19 protein-coding genes are annotated in these 15,567 nt (G+C 31.8%); 3 read left to right on the top strand and 16 right to left on the bottom strand.

What is annotated here, in order from left to right; all coding sequences use genetic code 11:
- On the bottom strand, positions 1 to 198 hold the full coding sequence (locus CCORG_RS04835; RefSeq protein ID WP_025803381.1) for a heavy-metal-associated domain-containing protein: 198 nt from the start codon (positions 196 to 198) through the stop codon (positions 1 to 3).
- Between the two features lie 131 nt (positions 199 to 329).
- Here CCORG_RS04835 and CCORG_RS04840 point away from each other — a divergent pair, with 131 nt between their 5' ends.
- Positions 330 to 1,061 (top strand): YebC/PmpR family DNA-binding transcriptional regulator, encoded by a 732-nt coding sequence (locus tag CCORG_RS04840; protein ID WP_025803380.1) that lies wholly within the window; start codon positions 330 to 332, stop codon positions 1,059 to 1,061.
- A 20-nt stretch (positions 1,062 to 1,081) separates the two neighbouring features.
- A complete protein-coding gene (locus CCORG_RS04845; protein ID WP_034971542.1) occupies positions 1,082 to 1,552 on the top strand; it encodes a peptidylprolyl isomerase in 471 nt (156 codons plus the stop codon).
- Between the two features lie 104 nt (positions 1,553 to 1,656).
- On the opposite strand, the gene cuyB is transcribed toward CCORG_RS04845, so the two are convergent.
- Positions 1,657 to 2,346: a cysteate racemase gene (gene cuyB / locus CCORG_RS04850; RefSeq protein WP_025803379.1), complete on the bottom strand. Its 690-nt coding sequence runs from the start codon at positions 2,344 to 2,346 to the stop codon at positions 1,657 to 1,659.
- Between the two features lie 261 nt (positions 2,347 to 2,607).
- Positions 2,608 to 3,960: a class II 3-deoxy-7-phosphoheptulonate synthase gene (locus tag CCORG_RS04855; RefSeq protein ID WP_025803378.1), complete on the bottom strand. Its 1,353-nt coding sequence runs from the start codon at positions 3,958 to 3,960 to the stop codon at positions 2,608 to 2,610.
- 111 nt (positions 3,961 to 4,071) lie between these two features.
- On the opposite strand from CCORG_RS04855, the gene CCORG_RS04860 reads away from it, so the two are divergent.
- On the top strand, positions 4,072 to 4,488 hold the full coding sequence (locus tag CCORG_RS04860) for a hypothetical protein (protein WP_051487271.1): 417 nt from the start codon (positions 4,072 to 4,074) through the stop codon (positions 4,486 to 4,488).
- Positions 4,489 to 4,574: 86 nt separating this feature from the next.
- Here the strand turns inward: CCORG_RS04860 and CCORG_RS04865 are convergent, their stop codons facing one another.
- From CCORG_RS04865 to CCORG_RS04925, 13 genes are all read right to left on the bottom strand, one after another.
- A complete protein-coding gene (locus CCORG_RS04865) occupies positions 4,575 to 5,465 on the bottom strand; it encodes an NAD(P)H-dependent glycerol-3-phosphate dehydrogenase (protein ID WP_025803376.1) in 891 nt (296 codons plus the stop codon).
- On the bottom strand, positions 5,466 to 6,890 hold the full coding sequence (gene gatB / locus CCORG_RS04870; protein WP_025803375.1) for an Asp-tRNA(Asn)/Glu-tRNA(Gln) amidotransferase subunit GatB: 1,425 nt from the start codon (positions 6,888 to 6,890) through the stop codon (positions 5,466 to 5,468). It abuts the gene before it with no gap.
- 60 nt (positions 6,891 to 6,950) lie between these two features.
- Positions 6,951 to 7,634, bottom strand: a complete 684-nt coding sequence (locus tag CCORG_RS04875) for a F0F1 ATP synthase subunit A (RefSeq protein ID WP_025803374.1) — start codon at positions 7,632 to 7,634, stop codon at positions 6,951 to 6,953.
- Positions 7,635 to 7,719: 85 nt separating this feature from the next.
- The gene (locus CCORG_RS04880; protein WP_025803373.1) at positions 7,720 to 8,469 is read right to left on the bottom strand and encodes a TSUP family transporter; all 750 of its coding nucleotides are present in this window, start codon (positions 8,467 to 8,469) and stop codon (positions 7,720 to 7,722) included.
- Between the two features lie 143 nt (positions 8,470 to 8,612).
- On the bottom strand, positions 8,613 to 9,374 hold the full coding sequence (locus CCORG_RS04885; protein ID WP_025803372.1) for a TIGR02757 family protein: 762 nt from the start codon (positions 9,372 to 9,374) through the stop codon (positions 8,613 to 8,615).
- Positions 9,367 to 9,924: a 16S rRNA (guanine(966)-N(2))-methyltransferase RsmD gene (gene rsmD / locus CCORG_RS04890; protein WP_025803371.1), complete on the bottom strand. Its 558-nt coding sequence runs from the start codon at positions 9,922 to 9,924 to the stop codon at positions 9,367 to 9,369. The genes CCORG_RS04885 and rsmD overlap by 8 nt, the downstream gene beginning before the upstream one ends.
- Positions 9,917 to 10,231: a hypothetical protein gene (locus CCORG_RS04895; protein WP_025803370.1), complete on the bottom strand. Its 315-nt coding sequence runs from the start codon at positions 10,229 to 10,231 to the stop codon at positions 9,917 to 9,919. Before CCORG_RS04895 ends, rsmD begins: the two co-directional genes overlap by 8 nt.
- A complete protein-coding gene (locus CCORG_RS04900; RefSeq protein ID WP_025803369.1) occupies positions 10,232 to 11,209 on the bottom strand; it encodes an SAM-dependent methyltransferase in 978 nt (325 codons plus the stop codon). It abuts the gene before it with no gap.
- Positions 11,199 to 12,356 (bottom strand): acetylornithine/succinylornithine family transaminase, encoded by a 1,158-nt coding sequence (locus CCORG_RS04905; protein ID WP_025803368.1) that lies wholly within the window; start codon positions 12,354 to 12,356, stop codon positions 11,199 to 11,201. Before CCORG_RS04905 ends, CCORG_RS04900 begins: the two co-directional genes overlap by 11 nt.
- 9 nt (positions 12,357 to 12,365) lie before the next feature.
- Positions 12,366 to 12,986 (bottom strand): trimeric intracellular cation channel family protein, encoded by a 621-nt coding sequence (locus tag CCORG_RS04910; RefSeq protein ID WP_025803367.1) that lies wholly within the window; start codon positions 12,984 to 12,986, stop codon positions 12,366 to 12,368.
- Positions 12,987 to 13,045: 59 nt separating this feature from the next.
- The gene (locus tag CCORG_RS04915) at positions 13,046 to 14,188 is read right to left on the bottom strand and encodes a sensor histidine kinase (RefSeq protein WP_025803366.1); all 1,143 of its coding nucleotides are present in this window, start codon (positions 14,186 to 14,188) and stop codon (positions 13,046 to 13,048) included.
- Positions 14,169 to 14,846 carry a response regulator transcription factor gene (locus CCORG_RS04920; protein ID WP_025803365.1) on the bottom strand — a complete coding sequence of 226 codons (678 nt, stop codon included), beginning with the start codon at positions 14,844 to 14,846 and terminating at the stop codon, positions 14,169 to 14,171. Before CCORG_RS04920 ends, CCORG_RS04915 begins: the two co-directional genes overlap by 20 nt.
- Positions 14,847 to 15,551, bottom strand: coding sequence for a DUF1104 domain-containing protein (locus tag CCORG_RS04925; protein ID WP_025803364.1), 705 nt, complete (start codon positions 15,549 to 15,551; stop codon positions 14,847 to 14,849).
- Positions 15,552 to 15,567 lie beyond the last annotated feature (16 nt).

A 15,567-nucleotide genomic window follows, 5' to 3' on the forward strand; every position in this document is an offset into this window, starting at 1 on the left:
TCAGATCTCGCTAGTAACCTTAAACCCTAAATCTTCCATCTCTTCATAAAATTTATCTAAATTTTTATCATCTACATTAAGAGTAACAACTCCATCTTTAACATCTACTTCTACTTCGCCAAATTCATCTTTTAAGGCGTTTTTTACAGTGTTTGCACAGTTTTGGCACATAATATTTGAAGCTTTGAATTTTCTCATAGTATTTTCCTTTTATAAATTTTAATTTGATAAGTATAAGATTAAAGACTAAATTTCTTTTTAACATTATCTAACTAAATTTAAGCATCTTTTGCTATAATTTGGCTTTTAACTTATAAAAGGATATTAAATTGGGAAGAGCGTTTGAGTATAGAAGAGCTGCTAAAGAGGCTCGTTGGGGTAAGATGAGTAGGATATTTCCTAAACTTGGTAAAGCTATAACAGTAGCTGCTAAAGAAGGAGGACCAGATCCAGATATGAACCCTAAGCTTCGCCTTGCTATCGCAACAGCAAAAGCGCAAAATATGCCTAAAAACAACATCGATGCAGCGATAAAAAGAGCAAGTGGCAAAGACGCTGCTGATATCAAAACAATCCATTACGATGGTAGAGGTCCGCACGGAACAATGCTAATAATTGAGTGTGCAACTGATAACAACACAAGAACAGTAGCAAACATAAAATCTATTTTGGGTAAAAATGGTGGTGAATTTTTGCCAACTGGAAGCTTGTCGTATATGTTTGAACACAGAGCTGTTTTTGAAGTAAAGATGCCTGAAAATGCTGATTTAGAAGAGATTGAACTTGAATTAATAGATTATGGTATGAGTGGTGCTGAAGTAAATGAAGCTCAAGAAGATGACGAAGAAGACACACTTATTATTTATGGCGAATATGATAGTTTTGGTGAGCTAAATGAGGGAATTGAAAAGCTAGGTCTTGAAGCAGTTAGTGGAAGCTTAAAATACATCGCAACTAATAAGCTTGAATTTAGTGATGAACAACTTGAAGATGTTGAAAAACTTATAGATAAGCTTGAAGAAGATGACGATGTGCAAAACATCTACACAAATATAGCTTAAATTTAAATAAAGGATAAAAAATGGAAAGTATTAAAACTTATGAAGTTACAGGCGATTTGCCAACAAAAGCGGTTATTGACACAGATAAAGGCATAATGGAGCTAGAACTATATGGTGATGAAGCCCCGCAAGCTGTGCTAAATTTCGCTTATTTAGTAAATAGTGGATTTTATAATGGGTTAAATTTTCACAGAGTTATACCAAATTTTGTAATCCAAGGTGGATGTCCAAAAGGAAATGGTACAGGCGGACCTGGCTGGAGAATAAAGTGCGAATGCGTAGGTCAAAAGCATAAACACCAAAGAGGAAGCCTTTCTATGGCACACGCCGGAAAGGACACTGGTGGGAGTCAGTTTTTTATATGCCACTCAGCTCAGCCTCATCTTGACGGCGTTCATACTGTTTTTGGAAAAGTTATAAACGAAGATAGTTTAAAAGTTCTTGACAACATAAGAGTTGGTGATAAGATAAAAAGTATTGTTGTTGAATAAATTTCAACATTAAACTACATAAATAATTTACAAAAGAGAGTTTACTCTCTTTTGATCTTTTGAATTTATTAAATCAAATTTAAATCTAAATTTTACTTAAATAACTATGATTTTGCGAAATTTATTATCGCTTTTGCAAGCTCACTAGTTGCATCTATAAATTTAAACTCACTGTTTAAATATGGTATAAATATAGGAATTTCAGTACAAGCTGCTATAAAAACATCAGCTTTAATCATCTTTAAAGTATCTCTAAAAAGCCCTACATACTCTTTTGTTTTTCCAGCTTTTACACCTTTGTAAATACACTCCATTATATTTTGCTCAATTTGTGGGCTAAACTCAACACTATTAAACCCTTTTAGATTTAAAAATTTATCATAAATTCCTGTTCTTCTAGTGCCAACTGTAGCAATTACTGCTATATCTTTAGCGTTTGGATAGATTTTTGATATACTAGAAACTGTAATTTCTGGCATATGTAAAAATTTCATTGAAGTGTGTTTTTTAAGATCATCAGCAAAAAAATGAGCTGTATTACATGCCATACAAAATGCCTTGCACCCTGAATTTTCAAGCCTTTTAGCACTATCTATTAGATAAGGCAGTGGATCTGGTTTGATTTCATCACCTCTAAATATATACTCGCTTCTATCTGGTATTAAAGCATTGTTATCAATACTTAATAATATATGCTCTTGATCGCACTTTGCAGGAGTAAGGCTTACTATTTTACTGTATAAATCTGCACTTGCTAAAGAGCCCATCCCGCCTATTATGCCAACTCTTTTCATAATCATCCTTTTAAATTTAACTATCAAAGCCGAAATTATACTACTAAAATTCTTAATTAATCTATAAAATTATTACCATCTAAATTTATAATAGTAAAAATATACTTTACTTTATTTACGCCCAATAAAGTCTTATTAGCTACAATATAGCTTTTTAAAAGGCGCTTTAACACCTTTTAAAATTTCATCCAAGCTTTTATATATAGTTAAATTTTATCTCCATCTAAGATGGTGATTTTTAGATATTGTTATATAAAAATCTTACAAATTTGATTTTTTAAAGCTTTTTAAAAGGTCAGCTAACATAAACGAAAGCTCTAAAGCTTGAGAGGCATTAAGCCTTGGGTCACACTGAGTTTCATATCTATCAGCTAAGGTTTTTTCAGTTACATTAAATGCCCCACCTGTGCACTCAGTAACATCATCACCACTCATCTCAAGATGAATTCCGCCCGGATAGCTACCCAAAGATCTGTGGATCTCAACAAAACTTTTTACTTCACTTAAAATAGCATCAAAATCTCTAGTTTTATACCCAACTGAAGTTTTTATAGTGTTTCCATGCATCGGATCAATACTCCATAGAATTTCACGCCCCTCTTTTAGCACCTCTTTTAAAACTTTTGGAAAGTTTTTTTCTATTGTTTCAGCACCCATTCTAACAATGATATTTAATCTACCAGCTTCGTTTTTAGGATTTAGCTTATCACAAAGGGCTAAAATTTCGCTACTTGTTATGGTTGGTCCTGTTTTTACGCCGATTGGGTTTTTTATGCCACTTAAAAAATGAACATGAGCATCATCTATGCCACGAGTTCTTTCACCTATCCAAAGCATATGCCCAGAACAACCATAATAATCCCCAGTAAGGCTATCAACTCTAGTAAGAGCTTCTTCATAAGGAAGTAGCAGTGCTTCATGAGATGTGTAAAATTTAGTCTCATTTAACGCTGGATTTTCAGTATCTATCCCACACGCTTTCATAAATTCTAAAGCTCTTGTGATATCATCAGCTAAATGACTTAGTCTCTCATCAAGTCTATTATCTTCAACAAAACCTAAATTCCAGCTATGAATTTCATGTAAATTTGCAAAACCACCCCTTGCAAAAGCTCTAAGAAGGTTAAGCGTAGATGCACTTTGAAAGTAAGCTTCTATCATCTTTTCAGGCTTTGGTGTTCTAGCTTTGGCACTAAACTCAAGATCATTTATAATATCACCTCTATAGCTTGGAAGTTTTACACCATCAATCTCTTCAAAATCACTACTTCTTGGCTTTGCAAACTGCCCTGCTACTCTACCAACCTTAACTACAGGAAGCCCGCCAGCAAAAGTAAGAGCTACTGCCATTTGAAGGCTAACTTTAAACATATTTTTGATACTATTTGCACTGAAATTTGAAAAACTCTCAGCACAATCGCCACCTTGAAGCAAAAATGCCTCACCTCTTGTAACTTTAGCAAGGTCAGCTTTAAGACTTCTAACCTCTCCAGCAAATACAAGCGGTGGAAGCTTTGAAAGCCTATCTTCTACCTTTTTTAACTCATCAAGATCTGGATATGTTGGTTGCTGTTTTATATTTAAATTTCTCCATGAATCCTTATTCCAAGTCATATTTATACCTATCCTTAAATAAAATTTATGGATTGTATCTAATTATCCTAAACTAAAGCTTTGATAAAGGATAAATTTGTAAAATATGTGAATTTTATAAATGGAGAGATTATGAACATAGGTCTTATGATAGTCGTTGCTGTGATAGTTGGAGTTGTGATTTATATGGAGATAAACAAACAACTTCCTCGTATAAATGAAAAAGAGCTAAACCCAGATATGAGTAGATATATGATGTTTGCTGATAAGATAGATGATGAGATAGATGCTCTTAGAAAAGGGGTTTTGTTTGGCGAAACTAAGCTATTTGATAGCGAAAAAAAAGATGAATTTTTAGAAAAACTTTCAAGCCTTAGAAAAGAGCTTGAGTTTTTGCAAGCTTCACACGCTACAAATAAAAATGCTAACATTTGGGAAGAGAAATTAGCTGAGTTTTTAGCTAAATTTGAAAGTGTGGTTGAAGAGTATATAAAAGATGGCGAAGCTAAAAATGATGAGATTAGGAGTAGTTTGCAGAGTAAATTTTAGAAATTTTGGCTAAGATGAAAATTTAAATTTGTAAATATAAATCTAAAAAATATAGAGCTTTTTTAAAATTTATTTTAAAATTTGGTTTAATGCCTTAAAAGATCACTCAAGCTCTTCTTTGGCTCTTTTCCGTCTATTATTAGTGCTACTTCGTTTGCAATAGGCGTATAAATATCGTAATTTTTTGCCAAATTCAGTATAGCTTTTGATGTTAAAACTCCTTCAGCAACTTCGCCAATTTCAGCTAAAATTTCATCTAAGCATCTGCCTTTTGCTAAAGAATGACCTACTCTATAATTTCTTGACATAGAACTTGATGCGGTTAAAAAAAGATCTCCTGCCCCACTAAGCCCTAAAAAAGTCTCATCTCTAGCACCAAATCTCTTGCCAAATCTAGCAATCTCAACAAGCCCTCTAGCTATAAGGCTAGCTCTTGCATTATTACCAAGATTTAAGCCATCACAAATTCCACTAGCTATAGCAATAACATTTTTATACGCTCCACAAATTTCAGAACCTATCACATCGCCACTTGCATACGCTTTTATAAAATCTGGAAAAAATGAGCAAAAATCTGTAGCCAAGCTTCTATTTTCAGAACTTACAACTAACGCACAAGGAAGTCTTTTACTTACTTCATCTGCAAATGATGGACCTGAAAGTGTAGCTAAATTCTCAATGCCAACATACTCGGCAAAAATTTCATGTAAGAATTTACCACTACTTGCTTCAATCCCCTTTGAAGCTACTAAAATTTTATGGTTTTTGTTTAATCTGTTTATCTTTAGCCACGAACTAATACTTTGAGCTCCTATGGCAAAAACCAAGTACTCACATTCTAAAGCTTTATCAAGAGAGATGAAATTTGGTATGTCTCTTTTAGTTCTTGAGGTTATATAGCAGCTATTTTTATCACTAAGTGCAAAGTGTAAAGCACTGCCCCACTTACCTGCTCCAATAACTGCTATTTTTTTCAATTAAGATAGCCTTGATTTAAGAAGAGCGTTAACTTTTGAAGGATTAAAAGCACCCTTGCCTGCTTTCATAGTTTGACCTACAAAAAATCCAAATAGCTTATCTTTGCCGCTTTTATACTCTTGTACTTTATCAGCATTTTTTTCTAAAATTTCATCAATCACAACTAAAATTTCACTATCATTACTAACTTGCTTTAATCCAAGTTTATCTATAACTTCATCAACGCTACATTTAGGATTTTCAAAAAGATAGTCAAGCACATCTTTAGCTGCTTTTTGTGAAATTGTATCATCTTCTATGCGAGTTAAAATTTCACTCATTTTTTCACTATTTACAGGACTATCGCTTATAGTTAATCCACCTTTTAACCTAGCAGCTAGCTCGACAGTTAGCCAAGTAACACATAGTTTTGGCTCATGTCCTTTGTTTATTAAATTCTCAAAATACATAGCTGTATCATAATCGCTAGTTATAACACCCGCATCGTACTCTTTAATGCCAAGCTCATTAGCGTATCTAGTTCGTTTTGCATCGGGTAGTTCAGGAATATCTCGTCCTTTTTTCATCATACCATCATCAATATGCACAGGATACAAATCAGGGTCTGGAAAGTAGCGATACTCAGCACTATCTTCTTTACTTCTCATTGATCTTGTTACTAAGTGAGTAGTATCAAAAAGTCTAGTTTCCTGAACAACTTCAGTATCATATTTACCATCTTCCCAAGCTAAAATTTGACGCTCTAGCTCATACTCTATAGCCTTTTGAATAAATCTAAATGAGTTTAGGTTTTTTATCTCAACTCTTGTGTATAGTTTATCATCACCTTTTGGTCTAATAGATATATTAACATCACATCTAAAGCTACCTTCTTGCATATTTGCATCGCTTATATTTAAAAATCTAAGAATTGAGTGGAGTTTTTTAAGATAAGCAACTGCTTCATCACTACTTCTCATATCAGGTTGGCTTACTATCTCAAGAAGTGGCGTACCAGCACGGTTTAAATCTACATAACTCTCATCATCACCGTGATTATTTTTACCAGCGTCTTCTTCAAGGTGAGCTCTTGTAATGCCAACTCTTTTTTTATTTCCGTCTACTTCTATAAAAAGCTCACCATTTTCTACTATAGGAACCGTAAATTGTGAAATTTGATAGGCTTTTGGAAGATCTGGATAGAAGTAGTTTTTTCTATCAAAAACTGAGTTTTGATTAATAGTAGCATTAACAGCCTCACCAAAGCTTATGGCTTTAATAACAGCTTCTTTATTAAGAACAGGAAGTGCTCCAGGAAGTGCTAAACAAACAGGACAAACATGAGTATTTGGAGCATCTCCAAAACTAGTAGCACAAGAACAGAAAATTTTAGTTTTAGTATTTAATTGACAATGAACCTCTAAACCAATAACGGTCTCAAACATTAAAATCCTTTTAAAAATAAGTGATTTAAGCTCAAAATTTTGAGCTTAAATTTATAAAGCTTAATGCTCGTCTACTACAACAGCACCAGCTAAATATACATATGATAAAACCATAAATATGAAGGTTTGAAGAATAGCCATAAAAGCAAGTAAAGCATAAGGAATCATAGGAACAAACCAAGGCATAAGTGTAAGCATAACTAATAAGAATAGATCATCACCTTTGATATTACCAAAAAGACGAAAAGATAGTGATACAACTCTTGAAAGGTGAGAGATAACCTCTATAACAAACATAAATGGCGCCATGATTTTTATCGGTCCACAAAAGCTTTTAAGATAGCCCACTACTCCATTAACCTTAAATCCTTGATAGTGATAGTATATAAAAACACAAACTGTAAGTGCTAAAGTAAGGTTTAGGCTTGCACTAGGTGATTCAAAACCTGGAACCATACCGATAATATTACTTAGAAAAACAACAAAACCAAGAGTTGCCACTAAAGGCAAGTAACGCCTTGCAAGTTCTGTGCTACCCATTGCATCCTTGCCAATAGCTATAACGCCATTTAGATAAGCTTCAACGATATTTTGAATACCATGTGGAACAAGCTGCATAGATTTTGTAGACATTCTAGCAATCAAAACAATGATAGCAACAACAAGTAAAAAGTGGAAAATATAGATAAAAGTGTGGTTATAACTTATCAAACTTCCAGCAAATAAAAATATATCTTTTAGCATATAAAACCTCTTAAGCCTTAAAAATTTTGGGTAATTTTACTATAAATTTGCTTTATCTAGCTTTAAAATGAGCAATTTTACACATTTATGATATAAAAAGCTTAAGAATAGTTGCTCCAACTACAGTTAAAAATATCCATTTAATGTATTTTGTATCTTTTGTGATAACTAAATTTGCCCCTAAATATCCGCCTATTATCTGTCCAGCCGCCATTACAAGACCAACCATCCAAAGAATATGCCCACCAACTAAAAAAACCGCCAAAGATACGATATTTGAAGTAAAATTCATAACTTTTGTGTTTGCTACAGCTTGCCGCATATTTAGCCCTAAAAGTGCAAGAAATGCAAAAACCCACAATGACCCAGTTCCTGGACCAAAAAAACCATCATAAAATCCTAGCAAAAGACCAAAAATTATGTAAAAAGCGTTTTTACTCATCTTAGCGTCTTTATCTTTTTCACCCATAGCTGGCGAAAAAAGCGTATATAAAAAAATTCCTAAAAGCAAAACTGGCATAATGTAGTTTAGAAATTCAGCTTTTACTAACAAAACTATAACCGTACCCAAAACCGCCCCAATCAGCGTAAAAATGATACCTATATATATGTCGCTAAATTTAATATAGCCTTTTTTTATAAAATTTATACTTGCTGAAAGCGTTCCAAAGCTTCCTTGCAGTTTATTCGTCGCTAAAGCTGCGTGAGGCGGAACTCCTACAGCAAGAAGTGCAGGTATGCAAATAAGTCCACCACCACCCGCAACAGCATCAACAAAACCAGCCGCTAAAGCAACGCCAAAAAGCAAAACAAGCTGCCAAATTTCAAATTCCATAAATAAACCTTTATTTTAAAGATTTTATTCTATATTATTTTGCTTTAAAAAAGTATAAATTTAAGTTGCTAAATTTCTAAAATTTATAGCTTAATTTAAATAAATTTAAAGCTAATTTCATATATAAAGCCATAAAATTTCATCTAAAGATTTTTTAAAATCTCTTTTATCTCGCCACTTTGCCCAAGTCTATAGAGTGCAAAATCATACTTTATAGGGTCATCTGGGTCAAATTTTTGTAAATTTTTTGTAAGTTCAAGAACAGCTTTAAAATCATAGCTTTTTCGCTTAAGCAATCCTAATGCTCTTGAAACACGCTGAGTATGGACATCAAGAGGCATAAGAAGCATACTTTTAGGAATACTTTTAAAAATTCCAAGGTCAATATCTGAGTTTCTCACCATCCATCTTAGATACATATTATAACGCTTATATGGGCTTTTAGGGGCTTTTTCAAAGCTTTTTGAGTAAAAAAACTCATATCCATCACTTCTGTAAGGATTAAGTAGGTAAATTTTATCTATTAAATTTTTTATACCAAACTCAATACTTCCGCCACTTTTAAGTCCATCGCTAACTAGCTCTTCAATGCTATAGCTATTTTTTAAGCGTTTCATCGTTATAAAAATTTGAGCTACATCGCTAATGCTTTGAAAACGGTACTTATAAGAGCTATAAAATTTTAAAATTTCACTCTCACTCTCATTTAAAAGTTCAAAATTTAAAGAATTCAGAAATTTAATTATTAAATTTGCATTTCCATAAGCAAACAGAGCGCAAATAAGGCAAATAACTGGCTCTTTATAAACTCTAGCAACTTGTAAAGGATCGGCATTTGCAAGCAGATTTTCATCGCAGTTTTTAAGGTCTGCGTGATAATTTAAAAGCTCTTTTAAATTATGCATAATAAGTTAAAGTTGTTAGGCCAAATTTCTTTGACTTTATAAGAGAAAATTTGCCTATTTTTTCTTCAAATTTAACGCTACTTGCATGTTCTATAGTAACCAAAACGACCCTTTCATCAAGAGAATTTATCAATTTTATAACCTTTTCATAAACATCATTAAATCCATCTCTTATGTTAAATGGCGGGTCAATATATAAAATATACTCATCACCTAGCAAAAGAGTTGGAATTTCTTTAAAACTATCACCATTTATCGCAACCAAATCCTTGCTAATCAAACTAAAATTTGAACTTAAAAGTTTAAAAGCATCTCTATCTTTTTCTATAGCGTAAGCTTTTTTTGCACCATTACTTAAAGCTTCAGCTGCCATACTTCCACTTCCGCCAAACATCTCTATAAAAACCTTACCCCTTAAATCATAGCGGTAAGTATCAAAAAAAGATCCCTTTACGATGGCTTTTGTAGGGCGAGTTGTGCTACTACTTGGTAGAGCTAACTTTTTGCCTTTATAAATTCCTGAATTTATTGTAGTAAAAAACTTACTCATAGTGATCTTTTATGATTTTAATTAGTCTAACTTTAAACTCATCAACTAAGCTAGAAATTCTGTTTTCAAGTGGCTCACGCTTGATCATTTGGTTATTTGCACAAAAACTATACTCTTCTAAAGCCTCTAAAAGCATCTCTTTTGTAAAAGGCAAATTTAGATAGTTTTCTATCAAAAAAACCTGCTGATTTACATCATCTTTAACATCACTTACTATAAAATCAGGCTCGTTTGATATAAAATCACTTAAAAAAAGCTCTAAACTTCTTTGCATCAAAATACACTCACAATCAACTGCTAACTTCACCTAAACTCCTTTACTAAACTCTATAGCTTTAAATCTTGACCCAAATTCATAAATCAAGCGTTTTAACTGAAGTGTGGCATTTTTATAAGCGTTTTTGTTATTGGAGTTACTCACCACACTTAAAACCTCACTTGCTCCCATATCCATAAGAGCCACACTTTGCTTTTTAAAACTTATAAATTTAACGCCTTTAACCTTTAAAAACTCACTTTTGAAAATTTCAAAATTCAAATCATAAGTTATATCAGAATTTTTATAAAATTTGGATAAATCTTTTTCTTCTAAAAGGTTATAAACTCTGTGATTATCATAAATTCTAAGAGTTATATCGCCCCTAGAGCCCATATCTCCATAATCAAAAGTTATGAAATGAAATTTACTAGCTGACGCGGATAAATTAGTAAAAAATTCATATAACTTAAGTGGAATTTCACCTTTTTTAACCTCGTACTTTTTAGCAAAGTCTTTTATTTCTGGATCTATTTTATCCCAAAAAAGCTCTAAATTTTCACCAACATAGAGCATTTTTTCACCATCAACTACTTCACAAGCAAATGAGTCAAAAAGCTCATTTGAGATAAAAATGGCGTTCTTAAATTTGGCATCTTTTAGGCTTTTATAGTGGGTAAGAGAAATTTCATCTCCAAAAAATTCTTTAAAATTTGCTCTTTGTAAAAGCCTTAAATTCTCATGTGGCTCAACCATAACAAACTCAAATTTTGATAAACTCTTAGGACTAAAAGTAAAAATTCCTTGAATAATATCAGCTAAAAGATACCCTTCATTTGCCCCTATCTCAACTATGGAAATTTTACCATCAAATTTAGAACTTATCGATAAAATATAGCGTGATAATATAACTCCAAAAAGCGAACCAACACTTACGGAAGTAAAAAAATCTCCATTTTTGCCGATTTTAACGGCTTTTTTATAATACCCATCATTTAGCCATGAGTTAAAAAACTGGCTAAATCTCATTTAAAGCGTCTTTAAAGCGTTTAAAACCATCTTTTATCTCATCTTTTTTTATGTTAAGGGGCGGAAGAAAACGAACTATATCTTTTCCTGATTTTAGAACTAAAACTCCTTTTTCAAGGCATTTTCTATAAACAAGATCTTGATATTTAGCATCTTTTACTTTTAAGCCTAGCATCAGTCCAAGACCTGTTTTAGACTCAAAAATTTCACTATATCGCTCTACCATTTTGTCAAGATATCTATTAAAAGTTTTGATATTTTTATTAAGTTTGCCACTTTCTTTTAGCTTTAAAATCTCGCTAAGAACTGTATTTGCCACGCTAGTAACTAAAAAATTTCCACCAAAAGTACTTCCGTGATCTCCTGGAGTAAAGATATCTTTTGTGCTTACACAAGCTCCAATCGGCACTCCACCACCAAGGCCTTTAGCAAAAGTAATAATATCAGGTTTTATGCCATAAATTTGTGAAGTTACAAACTCACCAGTTCTAAAAACTCCACACTGAACCTCATCAGTTATAAGTAGTAAATTTCGTTTTTTCAAAACCTTACTAAGTTTTACAATATCATCTTTTGGAAGTGGCTTTATACCGCCCTCGCCTTGGACAAGTTCTATCATAACAGCAACAGTTTTATCATCAATGTTTTTAATAATCTCATCAATCGTATCAAAAAACTTAAATCCAGGAGTGTAAGGTGCAAAAATTTCAGGGTGGAATTTATCCTGACCAGTGGCTGCTAAAGTTGCCATAGTTCTACCGTGAAATGAGTTTTTAAGAGTTAAAATCTCAAATTTCTTCTCTTTAAAATTAATCGTTCCATACTTTCTAGCTAGTTTTATAGCACACTCATTTGCCTCAGCTCCAGAGTTACAAAAAAAGGCATATGTTTTATATCCTAAAAGCTTATCTATACTTTTTGATAGCGTTATTTGTGACTTAATAGTGTAGATATTTGAAGTGTGAAGTAAAGACCTTGATTGTTCAGATATGGTTTTAGCTATTTTTTTATTAGCATGACCAAGCGAACAAACCCCAATACCAGAACCAAAATCAATATAATTCTTACCCTTACTATCTAAAATTTTTGCTCCATCACCTTTTACAAAAGTGATATCTTCTCTTGCGTAATTACTCATTAAACTCATATCATCTCCTTATCTTTTTTCATCAATTTTTGGCAAATGCCAGTTTTTTTTGTATGCTATCATCCTAATAATAGTACCAAAACAAAAAAGCACCATTATCCAAAACATATTATTAAATCCAAATTTATCCATAAAAAAATATATAAATCCAACTGCTAAACTAACTGTCCCATAAAAGCCAGCACGCATAAACCAAGGCACTTCATTGTACAACATATCTCTTAAAATTCCACCCCCAACACCATTTGCAAGCGCAGTTAAAACAACGCCATAAATGTTACAATCATACTCGATAGCAACCATTGCTCCAACTATTGAAAAGCTTACAACATCCACAGCATCTGTAAAAACAAAAACAGTGCTTCTACCAAGGCTTTCATGTTTAGTATGAGCTTTAAAAATATAAGCTCCAGCCATCATAACTAAAACAATTGAAACTGGCATATAGTGAGTAAATGAGTAAAGATCTCTTCCAACTAAAACATCTCTTAAAATACCACCACCAAGAGCGGTTAAAAAACAAGCTAAGAAAATTCCAAGCAAGTCACACTCTTTTTTAACAGCATACAAATAGCCACTAAGTGAAGCTGAAGCGATACCAACATACTCGACAAACAAAAGTGCAGTCATCAAACTCTTTTCATATTTTTTCAAATTCTACAAAAATTTACTTAAAGTCTAGTCAAATTTTAAAATTTAAGAGTAAATTTTGTTTTTTTATCTCTGCTTTGGCAATAAATTTTATAATTTAACTCATTTGAGTACTTTTTAACAAGGCTAAGACCTATACCAAAACCACCATTTTGAGAGTTAAAACGGCTAAATTTATCAAAAATTTTATTTAAATTTTTAGTTTCTATAGTTGCACCTGTATTTTCTATGCTAAAGCTATTTTCATCTAAAAAAATATAAATTTCACCATTTTCATCGCTATATTTGATGGCATTTGATATAAGATTATCTAAAATTTTACTAAGTTTTATAGGGTCAGTGTTTAGACTAAGTGAGCTTAAATTTAGCCTAAATTTAAGCCCTTTTTTAGAAGCAATATCTTCAAAATAAGAAACTTTTTGATTTACTAAATTTGTGATATCAAGCATAATTAAACGGTTATTTTCACTTTTTAAATTTAAAGACACCAAATCATCATAAAGGTTTGAGATAGTTTTTGTAGCAACTTTTATGTTTTCAAGATACTTTTTAGGGTTTTTATCAACCATTTCTAAACTCATCAAAATCACGCTAAGTGGGGTTTTTATCTCATGAGTTGTATCGGTTATAAAGCTATTTAACTCATTTATCTTATCAAACAGCGGACGAAGCGAGAGTTTGATGATAAAATATGCAATTATAAGAAAAAAAGCTAGTGAAATAGCCACCATAAATATAAGCCTTATCACTAAAAAGCGTAAATTTTCATAATAGCTTGCATCTTCAAAATATAGCGTGTAAGCTTTAGAAGCTCTTTTAAATTTAAAAAATTCTTTGTAATAAAGCTTATTATTTTTAAAAGCGTAAGAATTTAATCTCTTTTTACTTTTAAAAATATCTTCTTCATCAAATTCTTTAACTAGCCATTTTTGATTTACATTATCATAAATTTTAACCTTTACATTGCCCGTATTTATACTTTGAAGATCATCTTCATCAAATCTTAAATAAGCTTGGATATCTTTAGAGATCTCTTTTATCTGATAGATGCTTGATTTTAGGATGTGGTGTTTTTGTTCGATATAATAAAAATATGCAAATGTTGTAAGAAAAATCATACTTGTAATCATATATAGAAAAAATATCGGAAATATATATCTTTTATCCCACATATTTTTCATCCATAAAAGCATATCCTACTTTTGAGCGAGATAATATCTTATCTTTAAAAAATTTCCTTAAATTTCTTATATAAACTCTAAGACTAAGCTCACTTGGCATCTCATCATACTCCCACACATAGCTAAATATCTCATCTTTGCTTACAAATTTACCTTTGTTTTGAAGAAGGATGGCTAAAAGCTTACTTTCTTTAACTGGAATTTTAACAGTTTCGCCATTATAGAAAAGCTCTTTTTGGTTAATATCAAACTCATATCCATCGCCTAAATCCTGAACTACTTTTCTTTGGTGAGCGAAATTTCTTTTTATAAGATTATCTATTCTAAGGCTTAGCTCAGCAAGTTCAAAAGGCTTTTTTAAGTAGTCATCACAACCACTTAAAAAACCCTTATTTAGATCATTTATACTATTTAATGAAGTTGTAAAAATACAAGGCGTAAGTCTGTTTGAAGCTCTTAAGTCTTTAAGCAGATCAAAGCCATTTCCACCTATAACTTTAACATCAAAAACCCAAATATCAAAGCTCTTTTCATAAGCTAAATTTAGAGCTTCTTCATAGCTTTTTACACCTACAGCGTCATAAGAGTTGCTACTTAGATACTCAACTATCATATCAAGTAGCATACTCTCATCTTCTAAGACTAAAACCTTAGACAATTACTTATCTTCCTTATCACAAGGCAAATTTACTTGACATTTTCCATCTTCTAAATCTGAGTTAAATTTCATCATGCTTCTGCCTTGATTCATACCTTGACTCATTTTTAAATTTTGCTTGAAATCTTCATTTTTACTTTTGTTATCTTCTAAATTTTTATTAAAAGGGCAGTTTGGATTTTTTTCTTTACACATTTTTTTATTATCATTACGGTTTTTATCCATGCCGCAACCTTTATCATGGTTAATTCCACAAGGAGTTTTTACACCTTTTGCCATACATGGTTTTGACATCATACCTTTTTGGAAATCACTTTTTTGGCAACCACAGTTTTTATTAGCTTTTTTTGGTCCTTTTGAGTATTTATAACAAGCTTTTCTATCAAAATTATCTCTTTCTACCTTACTAAGATTTTCAAAATTTGCATAAAAATACATATCAAATTCATTTCTAAAAGCTCTTTTTTGTTCAGGTGTTTTACCATCTAGTTCTTTTTTAATCATATTACCAAAAACCAAACAAGCATTTTGAGCATCTTTATTTTCTAAACTTACTCTTTTGCTTAGTTCAAAACCAGCCTCTGCAAAGCTTTTAACATCACCACTTTTAACACTATCAACAACAGCCAAATCGCTCATATTTGAAAAATCAGCCGCAAAAACAGACGCAGCAACAAACGCTATCGAAAAAATAATCTTTTTCATAGTATACTCCTTAAAA

The organism is Campylobacter corcagiensis, from assembly GCF_013201645.1.
In the GTDB taxonomy this organism is placed as follows: Bacteria; Campylobacterota; Campylobacteria; order Campylobacterales; family Campylobacteraceae; genus Campylobacter_B; species Campylobacter_B corcagiensis.

Coding starts and splice junctions, on each gene's coding strand:
- CCORG_RS04900 (WP_025803369.1), bottom strand. CDS start 11,209: ATGAGATTTAGCCAGTTTTTTAACTCATGGCTAAATGATGGGTATTAT.
- rsmD (WP_025803371.1), bottom strand. CDS start 9,924: ATGAGTAAGTTTTTTACTACAATAAATTCAGGAATTTATAAAGGCAAA.
- CCORG_RS04915 (WP_025803366.1), bottom strand. CDS start 14,188: ATGAAAAATATGTGGGATAAAAGATATATATTTCCGATATTTTTTCTA.
- CCORG_RS04845 (WP_034971542.1), top strand. CDS start 1,082: ATGGAAAGTATTAAAACTTATGAAGTTACAGGCGATTTGCCAACAAAA.
- CCORG_RS04885 (WP_025803372.1), bottom strand. CDS start 9,374: ATGCATAATTTAAAAGAGCTTTTAAATTATCACGCAGACCTTAAAAAC.
- CCORG_RS04835 (WP_025803381.1), bottom strand. CDS start 198: ATGAGAAAATTCAAAGCTTCAAATATTATGTGCCAAAACTGTGCAAAC.
- CCORG_RS04925 (WP_025803364.1), bottom strand. CDS start 15,551: ATGAAAAAGATTATTTTTTCGATAGCGTTTGTTGCTGCGTCTGTTTTT.
- gatB (WP_025803375.1), bottom strand. CDS start 6,890: ATGTTTGAGACCGTTATTGGTTTAGAGGTTCATTGTCAATTAAATACT.
- cuyB (WP_025803379.1), bottom strand. CDS start 2,346: ATGAAAAGAGTTGGCATAATAGGCGGGATGGGCTCTTTAGCAAGTGCA.
- CCORG_RS04860 (WP_051487271.1), top strand. CDS start 4,072: ATGAACATAGGTCTTATGATAGTCGTTGCTGTGATAGTTGGAGTTGTG.
- CCORG_RS04855 (WP_025803378.1), bottom strand. CDS start 3,960: ATGACTTGGAATAAGGATTCATGGAGAAATTTAAATATAAAACAGCAA.
- CCORG_RS04905 (WP_025803368.1), bottom strand. CDS start 12,356: ATGAGTTTAATGAGTAATTACGCAAGAGAAGATATCACTTTTGTAAAA.
- CCORG_RS04910 (WP_025803367.1), bottom strand. CDS start 12,986: ATGACTGCACTTTTGTTTGTCGAGTATGTTGGTATCGCTTCAGCTTCA.
- CCORG_RS04875 (WP_025803374.1), bottom strand. CDS start 7,634: ATGCTAAAAGATATATTTTTATTTGCTGGAAGTTTGATAAGTTATAAC.
- CCORG_RS04880 (WP_025803373.1), bottom strand. CDS start 8,469: ATGGAATTTGAAATTTGGCAGCTTGTTTTGCTTTTTGGCGTTGCTTTA.